The 14,770-nt window shown below is 48.4% G+C and carries 16 protein-coding genes and 1 tRNA gene; 9 read left to right on the forward strand and 8 right to left on the reverse strand.

Annotation, left to right across the window (positions count from 1 at the left end):
- Positions 1-414 precede the first annotated feature (414 nt).
- The gene (locus JRI46_09860) at positions 415-696 is read left to right on the forward strand and encodes a GIY-YIG nuclease family protein (GenBank protein MBW2039884.1); all 282 of its coding nucleotides are present in this window, start codon (positions 415-417) and stop codon (positions 694-696) included.
- A 468-nt stretch (positions 697-1,164) separates the two neighbouring features.
- Here JRI46_09860 and JRI46_09865 read toward each other — a convergent pair whose 3' ends face one another.
- The 5 genes from JRI46_09865 to JRI46_09885 form a co-directional block, all read right to left on the reverse strand.
- Positions 1,165-1,557, reverse strand: a complete 393-nt coding sequence (locus tag JRI46_09865) for a PIN domain-containing protein (GenBank protein MBW2039885.1) — start codon at positions 1,555-1,557, stop codon at positions 1,165-1,167.
- A complete protein-coding gene (locus tag JRI46_09870) occupies positions 1,550-1,756 on the reverse strand; it encodes a type II toxin-antitoxin system VapB family antitoxin (protein ID MBW2039886.1) in 207 nt (68 codons plus the stop codon). The genes JRI46_09865 and JRI46_09870 overlap by 8 nt, the downstream gene beginning before the upstream one ends.
- Positions 1,757-2,352: 596 nt before the next feature.
- Positions 2,353-2,763 carry a HEPN domain-containing protein gene (locus JRI46_09875; protein MBW2039887.1) on the reverse strand — a complete coding sequence of 137 codons (411 nt, stop codon included), beginning with the start codon at positions 2,761-2,763 and terminating at the stop codon, positions 2,353-2,355.
- The gene (locus tag JRI46_09880; GenBank protein ID MBW2039888.1) at positions 2,760-3,080 is read right to left on the reverse strand and encodes a nucleotidyltransferase domain-containing protein; all 321 of its coding nucleotides are present in this window, start codon (positions 3,078-3,080) and stop codon (positions 2,760-2,762) included. Before JRI46_09880 ends, JRI46_09875 begins: the two co-directional genes overlap by 4 nt.
- A 1,063-nt stretch (positions 3,081-4,143) precedes the next feature.
- Entirely contained in the window at positions 4,144-4,521 is a 378-nt protein-coding gene (locus JRI46_09885; protein MBW2039889.1) for a hypothetical protein, read from the reverse strand.
- A 320-nt stretch (positions 4,522-4,841) separates the two neighbouring features.
- Here JRI46_09885 and JRI46_09890 point away from each other — a divergent pair, with 320 nt between their 5' ends.
- The gene (locus JRI46_09890; GenBank protein MBW2039890.1) at positions 4,842-4,988 is read left to right on the forward strand and encodes a hypothetical protein; all 147 of its coding nucleotides are present in this window, start codon (positions 4,842-4,844) and stop codon (positions 4,986-4,988) included.
- A gap of 17 nt (positions 4,989-5,005) precedes the next feature.
- Here the strand turns inward: JRI46_09890 and JRI46_09895 are convergent, their stop codons facing one another.
- Positions 5,006-6,013: a flippase-like domain-containing protein gene (locus JRI46_09895; GenBank protein MBW2039891.1), complete on the reverse strand. Its 1,008-nt coding sequence runs from the start codon at positions 6,011-6,013 to the stop codon at positions 5,006-5,008.
- Positions 6,010-6,936 (reverse strand): bifunctional riboflavin kinase/FAD synthetase, encoded by a 927-nt coding sequence (locus JRI46_09900; protein ID MBW2039892.1) that lies wholly within the window; start codon positions 6,934-6,936, stop codon positions 6,010-6,012. The genes JRI46_09895 and JRI46_09900 overlap by 4 nt, the downstream gene beginning before the upstream one ends.
- A gap of 77 nt (positions 6,937-7,013) precedes the next feature.
- On the opposite strand from JRI46_09900, the gene JRI46_09905 reads away from it, so the two are divergent.
- The 3 genes from JRI46_09905 to JRI46_09915 all read left to right on the forward strand — a co-directional run bounded on the left by JRI46_09905 (position 7,014) and on the right by JRI46_09915 (position 9,519).
- A tRNA-Leu gene (locus tag JRI46_09905) sits at positions 7,014-7,100 on the forward strand.
- A gap of 483 nt (positions 7,101-7,583) precedes the next feature.
- The gene (locus tag JRI46_09910) at positions 7,584-8,546 is read left to right on the forward strand and encodes an ABC transporter ATP-binding protein (protein ID MBW2039893.1); all 963 of its coding nucleotides are present in this window, start codon (positions 7,584-7,586) and stop codon (positions 8,544-8,546) included.
- Positions 8,539-9,519: an ATP-binding cassette domain-containing protein gene (locus tag JRI46_09915; GenBank protein MBW2039894.1), complete on the forward strand. Its 981-nt coding sequence runs from the start codon at positions 8,539-8,541 to the stop codon at positions 9,517-9,519. Before JRI46_09910 ends, JRI46_09915 begins: the two co-directional genes overlap by 8 nt.
- Before the next feature lie 120 nt (positions 9,520-9,639).
- On the opposite strand, the gene JRI46_09920 is transcribed toward JRI46_09915, so the two are convergent.
- A complete protein-coding gene (locus JRI46_09920) occupies positions 9,640-12,036 on the reverse strand; it encodes a penicillin-binding protein 1A (GenBank protein ID MBW2039895.1) in 2,397 nt (798 codons plus the stop codon).
- Between the two features lie 529 nt (positions 12,037-12,565).
- On the opposite strand from JRI46_09920, the gene JRI46_09925 reads away from it, so the two are divergent.
- The 4 genes from JRI46_09925 (at position 12,566) to JRI46_09940 (ending at position 14,531) form a co-directional block, all read left to right on the forward strand.
- Positions 12,566-12,985, forward strand: a complete 420-nt coding sequence (locus JRI46_09925; protein MBW2039896.1) for a prepilin-type N-terminal cleavage/methylation domain-containing protein — start codon at positions 12,566-12,568, stop codon at positions 12,983-12,985.
- A gap of 83 nt (positions 12,986-13,068) precedes the next feature.
- Positions 13,069-13,491 carry a prepilin-type N-terminal cleavage/methylation domain-containing protein gene (locus tag JRI46_09930; protein MBW2039897.1) on the forward strand — a complete coding sequence of 141 codons (423 nt, stop codon included), beginning with the start codon at positions 13,069-13,071 and terminating at the stop codon, positions 13,489-13,491.
- Positions 13,492-13,565: 74 nt separating this feature from the next.
- Positions 13,566-14,000: a prepilin-type N-terminal cleavage/methylation domain-containing protein gene (locus JRI46_09935; protein MBW2039898.1), complete on the forward strand. Its 435-nt coding sequence runs from the start codon at positions 13,566-13,568 to the stop codon at positions 13,998-14,000.
- Between the two features lie 117 nt (positions 14,001-14,117).
- Positions 14,118-14,531, forward strand: a complete 414-nt coding sequence (locus JRI46_09940; GenBank protein MBW2039899.1) for a prepilin-type N-terminal cleavage/methylation domain-containing protein — start codon at positions 14,118-14,120, stop codon at positions 14,529-14,531.
- Positions 14,532-14,770: the final 239 nt, after the last annotated feature.

The raw sequence follows: 14,770 nt of genomic DNA on the forward strand, positions 1-14,770 counted from the left end.
ATTCTGGATGGAATGAAAATTGAGTTTGACAATAACCTCAATTGTCTTATTGCTTAATTGACCGAGTACAGGCAAAATAGATTAAATATGCATTTAGTTATAAAACCTATAAAAGGAGCGAAGGCGAGGACACAGCCACAGCCGAAGGCTGGGGCAAGCCGAAAGGGAGGGGTTCCTTTAGTTCCTTGTCATTATTATATTTTCAAACCTTAAATGCAGTGTGCGAAAATTGTCTAAAATAGGGAGCCATTTCGACTCAAAAGGGGCTCCATCAAAAGATGGTACCCCTTTTTCGCTCAAGGCTTACGCCATCATAGATAAGGATGAATCTCGAGTCGAAATGGCCCTGAGCTTGCCCCGAGTTTACCGAGGGGCTTGTCGAAGGGCCAGAAGACTTAGACGGTGAGACCTCTAGTGCCAGCTTACTTTTACATCCTCAGATTGCGCTCTGGAACTTTATACATCAGTGCAACTACAGATCTGGATCAGCGTTATAGAGACCATTGTTCTGGCAAGGCTTGTCGAACCACGAAATTCGATCCTCCCGTAGGTCTTGTCTACACTGAAAAAATTGATACCTTCTCTGAGGCACGTAAACGTGAATCACAAATCAAGCATTGGTCCCGGGCCAAAAAAGAAGCTTTAATTGTTGGAGATAAAGAAAAGTTACAGAACCTATCGAAATCCAGAAAATGAAAGTGAGCCTGCCTGTATGGTTCTACGTCCTTCAGTTCAAGCCTCTTGAATCCCTCTGATAGTTGCTCAAGGGTGGCCTGATTTGTGGTATTCCCAATGAGGAGACGCAGTTCCTTGAGATCTTTCAGCCTATGCTTAATCGCCTCAAATCCTGATAAAAAGAAGTACCCGACAGCAAACTTAGCCCTCTCAGTCCTTGCAAAATAGTGTTGATATGGTCTGAAAGCTTCTCGTTTCTGTTGTCGATGATATCGTGAGATGACACTATGGATGTCCTTCCAAGAGAAACCATGGAATGGCCGCGATTTTCTCATCAGCCTTTAGCTCAAACTGATGGGAAAGGCAAAAAGCAAAACATGAGTCCATTTGCTCTCAAAATCAGGTCACTTCTCACCAAGAATATAAAGTGAAGTGTTGACCCCATTTCTTCTTTGAAAAAAATATACTTACTAAAGTTTTCGTCCCCACTTATAAAAGCCTTAACCCTGTTTTATCAGCTATCCAGGAGAAGTGTTTGTCCCGACAAAGGAGAGGGACATCTTCCTCTATGGCTAGGAGGGCGATATACGTGTCTATTAGAGGGACAGAGAGACCTTTGCGAAAGAGCTCAAAGGAGAAACGTGCAACTCGCTCCCCAAAATCCTCTTCTACCGGGAGATAAATGAGGCCGCTAAGAAGGTCCTTCAACATGGAGAATTCCCCTTCCGACTTCGCCCCCCTCAGGACCTCTGACTTGATGATTCCGGGTAGCAGAACGGCATTTCTCAGGATCAGTTCCTTTACCATCTGTTTTAGCTCTTGGTCGCCCCCCGGGCGGAAGGACTCTATCCAGGCCGAGGTATCTATGATGACCCTATCCACGGTCCTCCCTTGAGCGCTCCAGTTCTCTGAGGTCATAACCAAATTCATAATTGCCCATCAAAGAAGCGAGCCGCTCCCTCCTCTTTATGTCCAGATATGCCTTGATGGCGATGGTCACCGCCTCCTTCTTTGTCCTGGAGCCTGTCTCGTTCAATAATTCCTTGAGTAGGTCATCCTGGATATCCAAAAGTGTGCGCACTTTATATCTCCTTATATATAAAATTTATTTTATTTTTATATCAAATAGGTAAGTTTTTGTCAACTTGATTTTAAAAATTGCAAAATTGAGGGTCAAATATTTCCTCTCGCCACAATCACCTCCTTGCTGAGTCAACTTCATGGGCCTTGATGGGAAAGGCAAAAAAAAGGCCTGGCGCGGGCCCGATGAGAATTCAATACTTTATTACGATTGCCTGACCCCACAGACCCCAACAAGCCTAAAAACTATTCCATATTAATCATAACAAATGGCTAACCCTACTATAGCTCTCTAAGAAGATTTTCTCCTGTCCTTTCCGGTTCTTCTATCTCGACTATTTCTGCGTTCAGGTCCTTTGTAATTAGGATCTTTAAACTTCCTGCGATATGATCCCGATCTTCGATCTTTTTCGGAACGACGCTCTTTTTTTTGCATAAGATTTTCCTTTCCTGTTTATCAAATACAGCTAACTATTACTTATACACAGAAAATTTTCTGTATAACCCAATAACCAGAAAAAATCATCCCATCGCCCCTTACCCTTGGCCCCTCGCCCATCCCTGTTTTGATGGAAAAGGCAAAAAACAAGCCTTACCTCATACACTAGTTTTTGCCGCAAGGAGGTATTCTTTCACGGCGTCAACAAAGCAAACTGCCTTGTTCAGAGCCTCTTTTGCCTTCTCAGGAAAAGATGGTTCGATAACTTTATAATTGGAAACTTGGCGGAGTTCAAAGGTCTTATGAAAGTCTTTGGAGAGTTCTTTTGGAAATACACCCTTCAAGACAAACTCCGTATCAAAGAGACTAATTACTCCAGTATGCCTCGAAGGAACCTTCCTAATTTTCTGCAGCAAAGCAAGAGTTGCATAGAACATGGCGTAATAGGATCGGTTGATTATACTTTGCGGACTGCGTTTTCCATCCAAGAGGAATCGTGCATCATCAAGGGCGATCTGAGCCTGTTCCATGCGATATCGGATAAGGTTGGAGATTTCATCGTTTTTCATATTGGTACCCCTTCCGCTTCAACAGCCTGAACAAGGAGAGATTGACGTTCTGGTCCATTTTCCCATTCGTTGCGGCTGAACACTACTGGAACTATAACAATCCCATGCTCAAAACCAGCTTCCCATGCACAATCGCTGACATCGCTCCTGGCCTTTTCATCTAGTGGGTCATCTAAAATCACAACTACGTCCATATCAGAGTATGGATCGGCGTCTCCGCGGGCCCTTGAACCGAAAAGGATCAATTTGTACAGACGGATTCGTTCAAGCAACAACGCTTTAAATCGGCCAAGAACCTCTTTTTCAATTGCATTCATAACGTTTGCCCCACCTGCAATGTTTCTCGAGGAGATCCTCGTAATTGCCTAGAAACTCATGAGGGAAACACATTCAGACATTTCCCCATATTGGAAGTCTTCAGCATTTACAAGATCTTTTAACACAAATTTGGTATTTTTTTAAGATACTTAATAAAGTTCTTGGATTTTTATGGGAAAGGCAAAAAGCAAGACATGCCACAATTACTGCTCAGGTCAATTCTCACCAAGAATATAAAGTAAAGTGTTGACCCCATTTCTTTTCCTCTTCTATTTTCTTCTATTTAAAATCAGCCTTTGGGGGTGCAGATTCATGTGCTTCGGGTTCTTCCGTTTTTAGTTCTATATTAGACCACTCATAGCCACAATCCTTGCACCAGAAGATCCTCCGTATGCAGTTATCTTCTCTGCGCTCATGGATAATAACCCGGACTGACTGGCACCGGACACAGCTAAAATCAGGTGGTTCGACATGTGGTCTCGTTATCCACTCAAAGAAAGACCAGATGGTGCCACCATAACGGTACATAAAGAAAACCATGCAATAGGCAATAGGTAAACTGAGCCCAATGAGCAAAAGGCCCTTAAAAAATCTATTTTCTATAGAGCCAGATTTAAGGAGCAAGTGCAATGAAGAAATAACTTTGAAGGAAACAAAGGAAATGATCAAAGCAACTATAATAACAATAACGAACTTTCTAAGAAACATTTCTCATGCTCCCTAATAATCTTCCCTTCCCTCTTAGCTCCCCTGAAAGATTAGTAAACCTCATGGGTTTTGATGGGGAAGGCAAAAAGCAAGAACTGGCCCAAAATCACTACCCATGGGTTTAAGGACAAATACCTTCGAAAATTATATCACAAGTTGCTTTAGAACCAGCGTCCCCCTTTTTGCCAGTATCCTTTAAGTAGATACTTTTTCTTAACAGAGGATGTGAAGGAAGTTACTAAACATAAGCTACTGTAAGGGGGTCGGATAAACAGGACGCCCAAATGTATCCTTCCCTACCCTAATACCATAACCATCAGGTTGAACATTAAATATTTCAGCTTTTTAATTTACCTAATCCAGAAGGAAAAGCGGAAGGTTGTGCGTCCTTGTATTCACAACACCAACCACTTTTCCCTTCTCAAAGCATACGTGTCGGTAAATAGAGTCTAGCCCATAATAGGCCCTGAACGCCCCTCCGGCAAATCCATGGGTATATGTCCATATCTCCGTTTCTCCTACGAAACTTGTGCTTGCAGGATTTCCCCATGTAGTCCTTACCATGTCCTTAGTCATTCCTGCTATCACTTTCTTTTGCATCATGGCATCTTTGTATCTTTGGTCAATTGTAGGGTCATCTAATATAGCCTGCTGCCTTGGTGTAGGACTATGAGCACATCCCCCTAAAATACCTATACAAGCGATTAGAATTAGGATATATTGCATCCTCATTTTATCCCTCCCATGATGTGTAAATATCCACCAATTACACCTATTCCCCTTCCGAGGATGTAGCCATCAGGTTCAGGAGTATATGGAGATGGGGATTCTTGAACGGGAATGGCTACAACAGAAATGGTTGCAACTGGAGGATTATTTAATACGGGTTGTTCTATTAGCAATACGGGGTTGTGTAAGAGAAATGGGGTCAACACTTTACTTTATATTCTTGGTGAGAATTGACCTGATTTAAGAAGGGATTGCGAGATTTTCAATTCGGCAGTTAAAGCTAGGTCCTCAACGCTCTGGCCCTCGCCTATGAAAAGAACGATATGGTCATAGAGGCGATCGATATCTATAAGCAAATGGGAGATGACCCCTTTGCCTATGAGAGGCTCAAAGATCTCTATTTAAAGCTCGGTGATATGGAAGGGGTCAGATTTTATGAGGAGTTAGTGCAGCAAAGATTATCAAAATAGTGAGTTAACTACACCCCTTATATTTCCGAACGCCCTTCCTCCTCTCCCTTTATCCCTCTCAGACTTAAGTGATGTCTCCACAGGTACAAAAACCCGGCTAGGGTGATGGGGATGTAGTTGGTGGCGTGAAAGACGATGGAAAACCCCAGGGCCTTCTCCAGAGGGACACTATAGAGGATGAGGGCGTAGGTTACCGAGGCGTGATAGGTACCAATGTAGCCCGGGGTGGAGGGGATGATCATGGCCAGGCAGATGGCTACTAGGACCAGCAAAGATGCTGCAACCGAAAGTTTGATCCCGAAGGAGAGCCCCGCTAGGTAGATGGCATAGGCGAAGACCCCCCAGATAAAGAGTGAGTAGGCAAAGGTGATCAGAAGGGTTTTGACGCTTTCCACGGAGAGGAGACCCTCCTTAAAAGAGAGGATGTTGGAGATTCCGTTTTCAGTCAACCGTGAGGAGAAGGGGCGTGTTAAGAGGGAGGCGAATTTGAGAAACCAGTTTGTTCTCTTTTTAATAATGAATAATATTATAAATGTGACACCATAGATGGCTACGCTTATATACCCTGCCACCTGTAGGCCTTTCTTAAAATATATGTTTCCAGAGGGCAGGTTGATAAAGATCAGGACCGCCAGGAGAATGCCCAATACAGTAAAACCATCGAACAACCTTTCCACCACAACAGTGGCAAAGGATGAGCTTTTACTGATTCTCTCGCTGCGGCCAATGACATATGCCCGCACGATCTCCCCCATGCGGGCCGGGAGGATGTTGTTGGCCATAAAGCCGATGATGATACCAGCAAAGAGGTTGGGGAACCCTATCTTTTTTATGGGGTACAGGAGGTATCCCCACCGTAAGGCCCTCAGGGCCATGTTTACGAAGATGATGACAACTACCGGGATCAGATAGAGATAGTTGGTGCCCTTCAAGCTCTCCAGCAGTAGACGATAGTCTATCCGACGAAAGGCCAGATAGAGAAAGAAGAGGCTGATTACGAACCCAATCCAGGACTTCCAATTCATTTCCCTTTTAGGATCTCCTTTGCCCGCTTGATATCCTTTTCTATCTGTCGGACCAATTCTTCAGGGGAAGGGAAGGCCTTCTCATCCCGGAGTCTGTCCACCAGGGTCACCTTCAACTCCCTCCCGTAGAGCTCCCCCTGGTAGTCGAAGAGGAAGACCTCTACGGAAAATTCCTCATCGCCAAAGGTTGGGTTGGCCCCGATGTTCACCACCCCTTTGTAGGTCTCTTTCCCAAGGGTTACGTAGGTGGCATAGATCCCCTCTTTGGGGTAGAGGTCCTGGGTGATCTCCAGGTTGGCGGTAGGATAACCCAGTCCCTTCCCTCGAGAGTGTCCATGGATGACCTTACCCAGGATGATGAAATTTCTGCCCAGCATGCGGTTGGCATCTTTAATCTCCCCCTGCACGGTCAATTCCCTTATCCGTGTGCTGCTCACCACCTCGTGGCCCAAGGTATAAGGGGGGATAATCTCCACCTCAAAACCGAGCTTTTTCCCCAACTCCTTCAGCTTCTCGGCCGTACCCTCCCTATTCCTTCCGAAGGCAAAATTGAATCCGACCACTACCCAGTGGGGGCCAATCCGTTTATGGATGATCTCTTGGACAAATTCCTGCGCGGACATCTCATATATGTCTTTGGTAAAGGGAAGATTGATAGTGACGTCTATACCAAACCTCTCCAAGAGCATCACCTTTTTTTTATAAGGGGTGATCAATGGGATATTCAACTGCGGGTAAAGGACCTTTACAGGGTGGGGTTCAAAGGTGAGGACCATTGCTTCGCCCCCCCAGCCCCTCGCCTTCTCGATGACCCTTTTGATGATCTCCTGGTGGCCGAGATGGAGGCCGTCGTAGCTTCCAATGGTCAGGGCGGGGGTAGAGAACTCCTCTCTGGTAAAGTTGAGATCATCTATTATTCTCATGTGCCCTTCCCAGCCCCCTCTTGACTAAATTAACGGATTAGTATAGGGTACATTATGGGTTTTTGCAATGGATTTGTGCCGAAGTGGCGGAATTGGTAGACGCGCTAGGTTCAGGGTCTAGTGGGTGTTTGCCTGTGCGGGTTCGAGTCCCGCCTTCGGCACCAGAACTTTTAGGGGTCTTTTTTCTCACCTTCAAGGAGGAATGGCCCTTTTTTATTTTCAACCTTCCGTTGAGGGGTGAATGAGCCCCTCAAGCTCTCCTGAAATTGGAGCCAATAGATACAGGGTTCCAGGGGCCAAGGGCTTGCGGCGAGCTCCCTTCGGTCTGAGCGTTCGACTGAGCTCACGCCGAAGTCTCAGGGTCGAAGACAGCCGAGCGGGTCCAGTGGTTGAGCAAACGACCTCCAGGTTTTCTTCAGGGCCGATGCATCGGCCCTGAAACCCCAATAAAGAATTTCCTCTTTGGGGCCTGGGGGCTGCGCCCCCAGAGTGATGTGCCATAGGCAGATCACTAGGATCCTAGAATCCTGGAATCCTGGAATCCTAGAACCCTTCACTTTGAATCCTCAAATCCTTGAACCCTTCTTGATAACGTGGTATTTTCACAAATGAGGGGTGAGCCCTATTTCATGACGGTAGATATTTCTATGAACAATGGCCTGCTCAAGATAAGGGGGTTAAAGACCTATTTTTTTACCCGCTGGGGTGTCATCAAGGCGGTGGACGATGTGGATTTGGGGTTAGAAAGGGGATATACCTTGGGGTTAGTGGGGGAGTCCGGTTGTGGCAAGAGTGTGACCGCCCTTTCCATCCTCCGCCTGGTCCCCAGGCCCAGGGGGCGGATCGTTGGAGGAGAGATCGTATTTAGGGGGAAGAATTTGCTGGAGTTGGGGGAAGGACAGATGCGCATGATCAGGGGTGGGGAGATAGGGATGATCTTCCAGGAACCTATGACCTCCCTGAACCCCGTATTTACCATTGGGGCCCAGGTTACCGAGGCCCTGCTGGTACACAAGAGGCTCAAGAAGAGCGAGGCGAGACAAAGGGCTATAGAGCTTCTCAAATCAGTGGGCATGCCTGATGCCGCACTGAGGATGAAGGATTATCCCCATCAGCTCAGCGGTGGGATGCGACAGCGGGTCATGATCGCCATTGCACTGGCCGGTGATCCAACGCTTCTGATCGCCGATGAGCCCACCACGGCCCTGGACGTAACGATCCAAGCCCAGATATTGGAGCTGATCCAGGGGTTGAGGGATCAAAGGGGGTTGGCGATGACCCTTATTACCCATGATCTGGGGGTCATTGCACAGACGGCGGGCCACGTTGCCGTCATGTATGCGGGGAAGGTGGTGGAATATACTGATGTAAAGACCCTGTTTGCTGATCCCAGACACCCCTATACCATGGGGTTGCTTTCCTCTATCCCCAAACCCCATGCGGGTGAACTCCGTCCCATCCCTGGCAGTGTCCCCAATCCCCTGGAGGAGATCCCCGGTTGTCGCTTTCATCCCAGATGTCCCTTCATCAAAGAGGTCTGTCGAAAGGAGGCACCTCCTCTCATCACCCTTGCCCCTGGGCACCAGGCGAGGTGTTGGCTCTATGGATGAAAGGCACGACCTGGTCGTAGCTAGAGGGCTGAAGAAGTATTTCCCCCTGCGCAAAGACCCATTCTCTACGGCCAAAGGTGTTGTCAAGGCGGTGGATGGGGTGGACCTCTTCATAAAGGAGGGGGAAACCTTGGGGTTGGTGGGGGAAAGCGGCTGTGGTAAGTCCACCATGGGGAGACTGCTTTTGCGGCTGGAAGACCCCACAGGAGGGGAGATTTACTTCGAAGGGGAGGACATCAGCAGGCTCCGGGGAAAGGGACTGCGCCAACTGCGCAGGAGGGCACAGATCGTCTTCCAGGATCCTTATTCCTCCCTGAACCCCCGTAAGAGGGTGAAAGAGATCGTCGAGGAACCTCTAATCATACACCGTCTTTTTGAAAGGAGGAAGGAGAGGGGGGAGGAAATCCGGCGGCTTTTGGATATTGTGGGTCTAGAGGAGGATCATCTCTACAGATATCCGCACGAGTTCAGCGGGGGACAGAGGCAGCGGATAGGGATCGCCAGGGCCCTTGCCCTGCGCCCTCAATTCATCGTCGCTGATGAGCCGGTCTCCGCCCTGGACGTCTCCATTCAGGCCCAGATTTTGAACCTCTTACAGGAGCTTCAAGACAGATTCCATCTCACCTATCTTTTTATCTCCCATGATCTCAACGTGGTGAGGTATATCAGCCAGCGAGTGGCCGTGATGTATCTGGGTAGGATTGTGGAACTCGCCTCCCAAGAGGAAATCTATCAAGCACCTCTTCACCCCTATACCCAGGGACTTCTCAAAGCCATCCCACAGCCGGAACCCATCCAACGTGGGATTACATCGCCGCTGTCAGGAGATCTGCCCAGCCTTTTGACCCCTCCCCTTGGTTGCCCCTTTCACACCCGTTGTCCTCAGGTCCAGCAGATGTGCCGCCAGCAGGGCCCGGCCTTAGAGGAGGTTTCCTCCGGGCATTATGTGGCCTGTTGGAGGGTCTCCCACTAACCCTCAGGGGCTCCAGGGGTCAAGGGTTTCAGTGGTCGAGTGAAATACTTATCCTAGAATCCTTTTTAGCAACGTTATTGAAAAAGGGCCGCTTATTATTAAACAATTATGTGTATACCCTCATTCCCCCTGTAATATGGTGTCGGATTTCAGGAAGTCCTCGACCTCTGCCAAGGAGGCCTTGCTGGCAAACGTGGTGGGTTGAGTTCCCTCCGTAAAGCACTCAAATATGGCCTCTTTTGCATCAGGCGGGGCGAGCAAACCGGTCTCGGGGTCGATCTTGGCGAAGACGATTCCTTCGGGGATGGGGAAATCCCTTACCGGCTTTCCCTCCAAGGCCCGCTTCATAAAGGAGACCCAGATGGGAGAGGCGGTTCGAGAGCCCGTTTCGAACTTCCCCAAGGGCCTCTTTTCATCAAAACCCACCCACACCCCGGTGATCAGATCGGGGGTATAGCCGACAAACCAGGCGTCGGTATATTCATTGGTGGTGCCGGTCTTACCCGCACAGGGACGGCCCAGGTTCCTTGCCCTCCAGCCGGTCCCATGTGCTACCACTCCTTCCAGGAGGCTGGTCATAATATAAGAAGTCTCTTCACTGATCACCTGAGGGCAAACGCCCTCCTCACCCCTTTTTAGATCTTCTTCAACGATCATCCCTTCCTTTTTCTTCAGATCTGCCTCCAGGGGTAGCGGAAGATTTTCCTCCAGTATGTTTTCGTCCCTATCCAATACCTTTTTGACGAAGATAGGCTTAAGGAGATGTCCGCGGGCAGCGAATACAGCATAGGCCCTTACCAACTCCAAGAGGGTGACCTCTGAGGAACCTAAGGAGAGGGAGAGGTCAGGGGTCAACGGCGATTCTATCCCCAGCCCGCGTGCATAATCGATGGCATAAGGCACCCCTATATCCCGCAGCAATTTTATGGTCACCACATTTCTGGAGTGGGTTAAGGCGGTCCTCAAGGTGGTAGGACCGTAAAATCGTTCTTCGAAGTTTTTGGGTTTCCAACTGTCCTCCTTGAGTGTATCATAGTAGATGACAGGAGAATCAATGATGATGGAGGCAGGGGTGAACCCTTTGTCCAGGGCGGCGGCGTAGACAATGGGTTTGAAGGCGGATCCGGGCTGCCGGCGGGCCTGCAGGGCACGGTTAAACTGGCTTTTTAAAAAGTCCCTTCCTCCCACCATGGCCTGGACATATCCCGTGGGCAACTCCACAGAGAGGATGGCTCCCTGAACCTCTGGTTCCTGTTCCAGGTCCAGCTTCACCAACCCCTTGGGTAGTATCTCCTCCACCCTCACGCGAACCACATATCCCTTCTTAAGGGCCTGGGAGGGTTCCTTCAATAAGGCAGTACTATAATCCACCTCTGGATTGGGGGTTCGTGCCCAGCGCATCTTTTTGAAAGGGATGTAGCCCCTTTTGTCCCCGATGCGCACCCATACTCGCTTTTTATCTTTGGATATTCCCCTTACCACTCCCAGATAGGTTTCACCTGCTTTGATGGGGTGTTCCATTAGCTTCTGGGCCATTTCTTGACAGAAGACCGCAATCTCATCCCTCTTTAAGACCATCTCCGGTCCTCGATAGCCCTGTCTCCTGTCCAGCTCTATGAGCCCCTTCTGCAAGGCCTCTTGGGCCTCCCGCTGCATCTTGAGGTCTAAGGTCGTATGGACCTGGAGGCCTTGGGTGTAGAGAAGGTCTTCCCCATATTTTTCCTGAAGGTATATCCTGACATACTCGGTGAAATAAGGAGCGGTGTTCAGGTATTTGTCCTCCCTTGTTTTTATCTCTAAGGGGGCCTGGTAGTCCCTATCGGCCTCCTTCTTGGTGATATAGCCGTCCTCTACCATGCGCCCCAATACATAGGCCTGGCGCCCTTTGGCCTGGTTTAGGTGATGGAGGGGAGAGTATTTCTCCGGGGCCCGGGGAAGCCCTGCCAACAGGGCAGCCTCGGAAAGGGTGAGTTCCTCGACCCCCTTGCCGAAGTAGTCTTGGGCGGCTGCCTCTACCCCATAGTTTCCATGTCCCAGATAGATCTGGTTCAGATAGATATAGAGGATCTCCTCCTTGGTGAGATACTTTTCTATCCTGTGGGCCAGCAAGATCTCCCTGATCTTTCTGGACAGTGTCCTTTCCCTTGAGAGCACCAGGGAACGGACCACCTGTTGGGTGATGGTGCTTCCCCCCTGGATGATCCTCCCGGCCATGATGTTTTTGGCTATGGCCCTCAGGATACCAAGATAGGAGATCCCCTTATGCTGGAAAAATTTAGAGTCCTCAGCCGCCACAAAGGCCTGGCTCAGTATCTTGGGGATCCTCTCGATGGGGACCACGATCCTGCGCTCTTTAAAAAACTCCCCGATCAGCTCCCCGTCATCGGAGAACACCTGGGTGATGATAGGGGGTTTATAATCCTCCAGGGATTTGATGGGGGGCAGGGTGAAAGAGAAATATAGGTAAGCACCTGTCCCGGCCAGCAGGCAGGCGAGGATGAGGCAAGGGATAACCATCAAGATGGTTCTTTTTATCTTCACCATTTTCTTATTGTTATATTGTTAAAGGTGCGGGTAAATCAACTGTCAAGACTAGGCCCCATAAAAGTGTTGCAATCTTAAAAATCAATATTATAATACCACACAAGGATCAGAATGAAAAGATCAAAGGGCAAGGGAATGGAATTTGGTTCATAAATTTATGGAGTTATCGCTATGGAATTATTTCCATAGAGGGAAGGGTAAAGAAATGGAAGAAAAGATGAAAAAGGGGAAACTGCAATTTTTTGTCTTATGAGGTGACCAAAATTGTCACCCCAGGGTCCCCTTGTTCTAATGGGGAGGGGTTAAAATCGATGATTTTCAAGGTCTTAGGAGATACTTGCTTGTGGCATGGAGTTTGCTTCAAAATATAGGTGCCCAATTATAGAGAAAGGAGGTGGAATATGTCATAGGGGTAGTCAAGGGTATAGCAGTTATAACCCCCAAAAGAAAGGCCTAATAGATTGAAAAAAAATAAAAGGAGGATGAAGAGATGTTAAGAAGGATAAGGAACAAAAAGGGTTTTACGTTGATCGAACTCATGATCGTTGTGGCCATCGTTGGGATCCTGGCTGCCATCGCCATCCCGGCCTACATCGACTATACGATCAAGGCGAAGATCAGCGAGGTGGCCAATGCCTTTGATGCCTTGGCAACTGCAGCCTCAGAATACCATGCATCAATGGGTTTTTGGTCAACACAGCAACCAGCCCTTCTGGCAAGTCTACCTGATCGCAGGGCAACATGGGCATATAATAATAGTGACGCAAATAACGCAGTGTATATAGCTACTATTGCTAACATTGCCACAGCGGTGGATGGTTGTACTTTGCAGATGCTTATCAGCTATGATACTAACACAGGTTATACAAAAGATTGGCTCGCCGCCAGTACACTTCAGGATAAATATATGCCGAGACAGTAATACAATTAAGGGGGTGGTTCTCAACGGGAGAACCACCCCCTTAAAAGATTGTTGAAAAAGGTGAGGAGATGGTAAGAATAGGGATAGGGAGGAAGGCAGGATTTACCTTGATCGAGCTCATGATCGTGGTGGCCATTGTGGGCTTTTTGGCTGCTGTGGCCATCCCGTCCTATTCGAGCTACGTGACTAGATCGAAGATCAGCGAAGTGACCCATTCCTTTGATGCCCTGGCGACTGCAGCCGCAGAATATCATGCATCACTTGGTTATTGGCCAACAAATGCACCCAACCAACTCGCGAGTTTATCTAATCGCAAAGCATCATGGGCATACGTTGATAACGGTGTTAATAATATAAGGTATCGAGCTACTATTGCTAATATCACCCCATCGGTGGATGGTTGTATTCTGATCATGAATATTACTTATGATCTGTCAAGGGGTTATAGAAAATCTTGGGATAGAGTAGCGAGTGATCTGGGTGATCTATATATGCCGAGAGAGTAATACAAATAAGGGGGGTTTTCAGCAAAAGGACCACCCCCATTAAAATTAGTTGAGTTGAAAACGGGGGTGAGGAGATGACAAGGGGGGAGAGGAGGAAGGCGGGGTTTACCCTGATCGAGCTGATGGTCGTGGTGGCCCTCGTTGGAATCCTGGCTGCCATCGCCATCGTGGCCTATGCGGACTTTGTGACCAGATCGAGGATCACGGAGATCACCACTGTCCTCGATCAGGTGGCCTCGGCTGCGGCTGAGTACCATGCCACCAGCGGCGCCAATGTGTTTCCCAACGACTTAGCCTTGTTCGCCGGGGGTCTGAGCAATCGATATGGTAACATACAGGTCATAAATTCCAATGCTACCCAGGGCGAATACGGCATAGGGAGTATACAGAATTTGAACCCCAGTGTAGATGGCTGTCACTTATATATCAGGGTCAGGTTTAATAGCAACCAGGGATATATAAAAGATTGGATTACAAACTTATCAAGCAAGTACAGACCGAGATCATAATAAATTAGGAATCAAGGGTCCCAGGGGTCAAGGATTCCAGGGGGAAATGAGCAAAGTTCTTAAAGTGAACAGGTTCTTTTCAAGATAAACCAAAAGGGAGATGATAAGATGAGACCCATGGACAAGCGAGGGGTCACTTTATTAGAGCTGATGATCGTGGTGGCCATCGTGGGGATCTTGGCGGCGGTGGCCATCCCGGCCTACGACGGTTATGTCACCAGATCTCGTCGCTCCAACGCCTTTACTGCCCTGGAGACGGTCAGGGCTGCGCAAGAGATGTATAGGGCAGAGCATGGGTTTTATGCAGGGGGCCTTAATCCACACCTTGCGGGATGCGGGCCAAACATGGCGGGTGATAATTATACTATAAGCTTAACAAGAACTGACAACACACATTATACGGCTACCAGCACACCTCAGAATAAACAGACCGGGGATTTCTATTTTCAGATCGACCAGGATGGAACCCAATGGTATGATGCCGATGGGACCCCGCCCTGGACGCAGGGAAGGTGGGAAGACCTGCGCTGATGCATTATCAATCTATTCCCCTCTTTGTCGCTATCCCTCTCTTTTTAATAGGCATGAAAAACTGTTTCCCTTAACCTATATGGTTCAAGGGGTCTACCAAAGGACAGGTAATACTCAGTCTTGGAGGGATGGGCTTCAAAGGGCCTCTTGTCCCCGAGCGAAGTTGCTGGGAGCGGTGGGGCACCCACCGAGGGTGAGCAGGAAGGGGAAGGCCCCGCCTTTAGAGCGGGGAAGGGGCA

It is taken from the genome of Deltaproteobacteria bacterium, from assembly GCA_019308925.1.
Classification (GTDB): Bacteria; Desulfobacterota; B13-G15; order B13-G15; family RBG-16-54-18; genus JAFDHG01.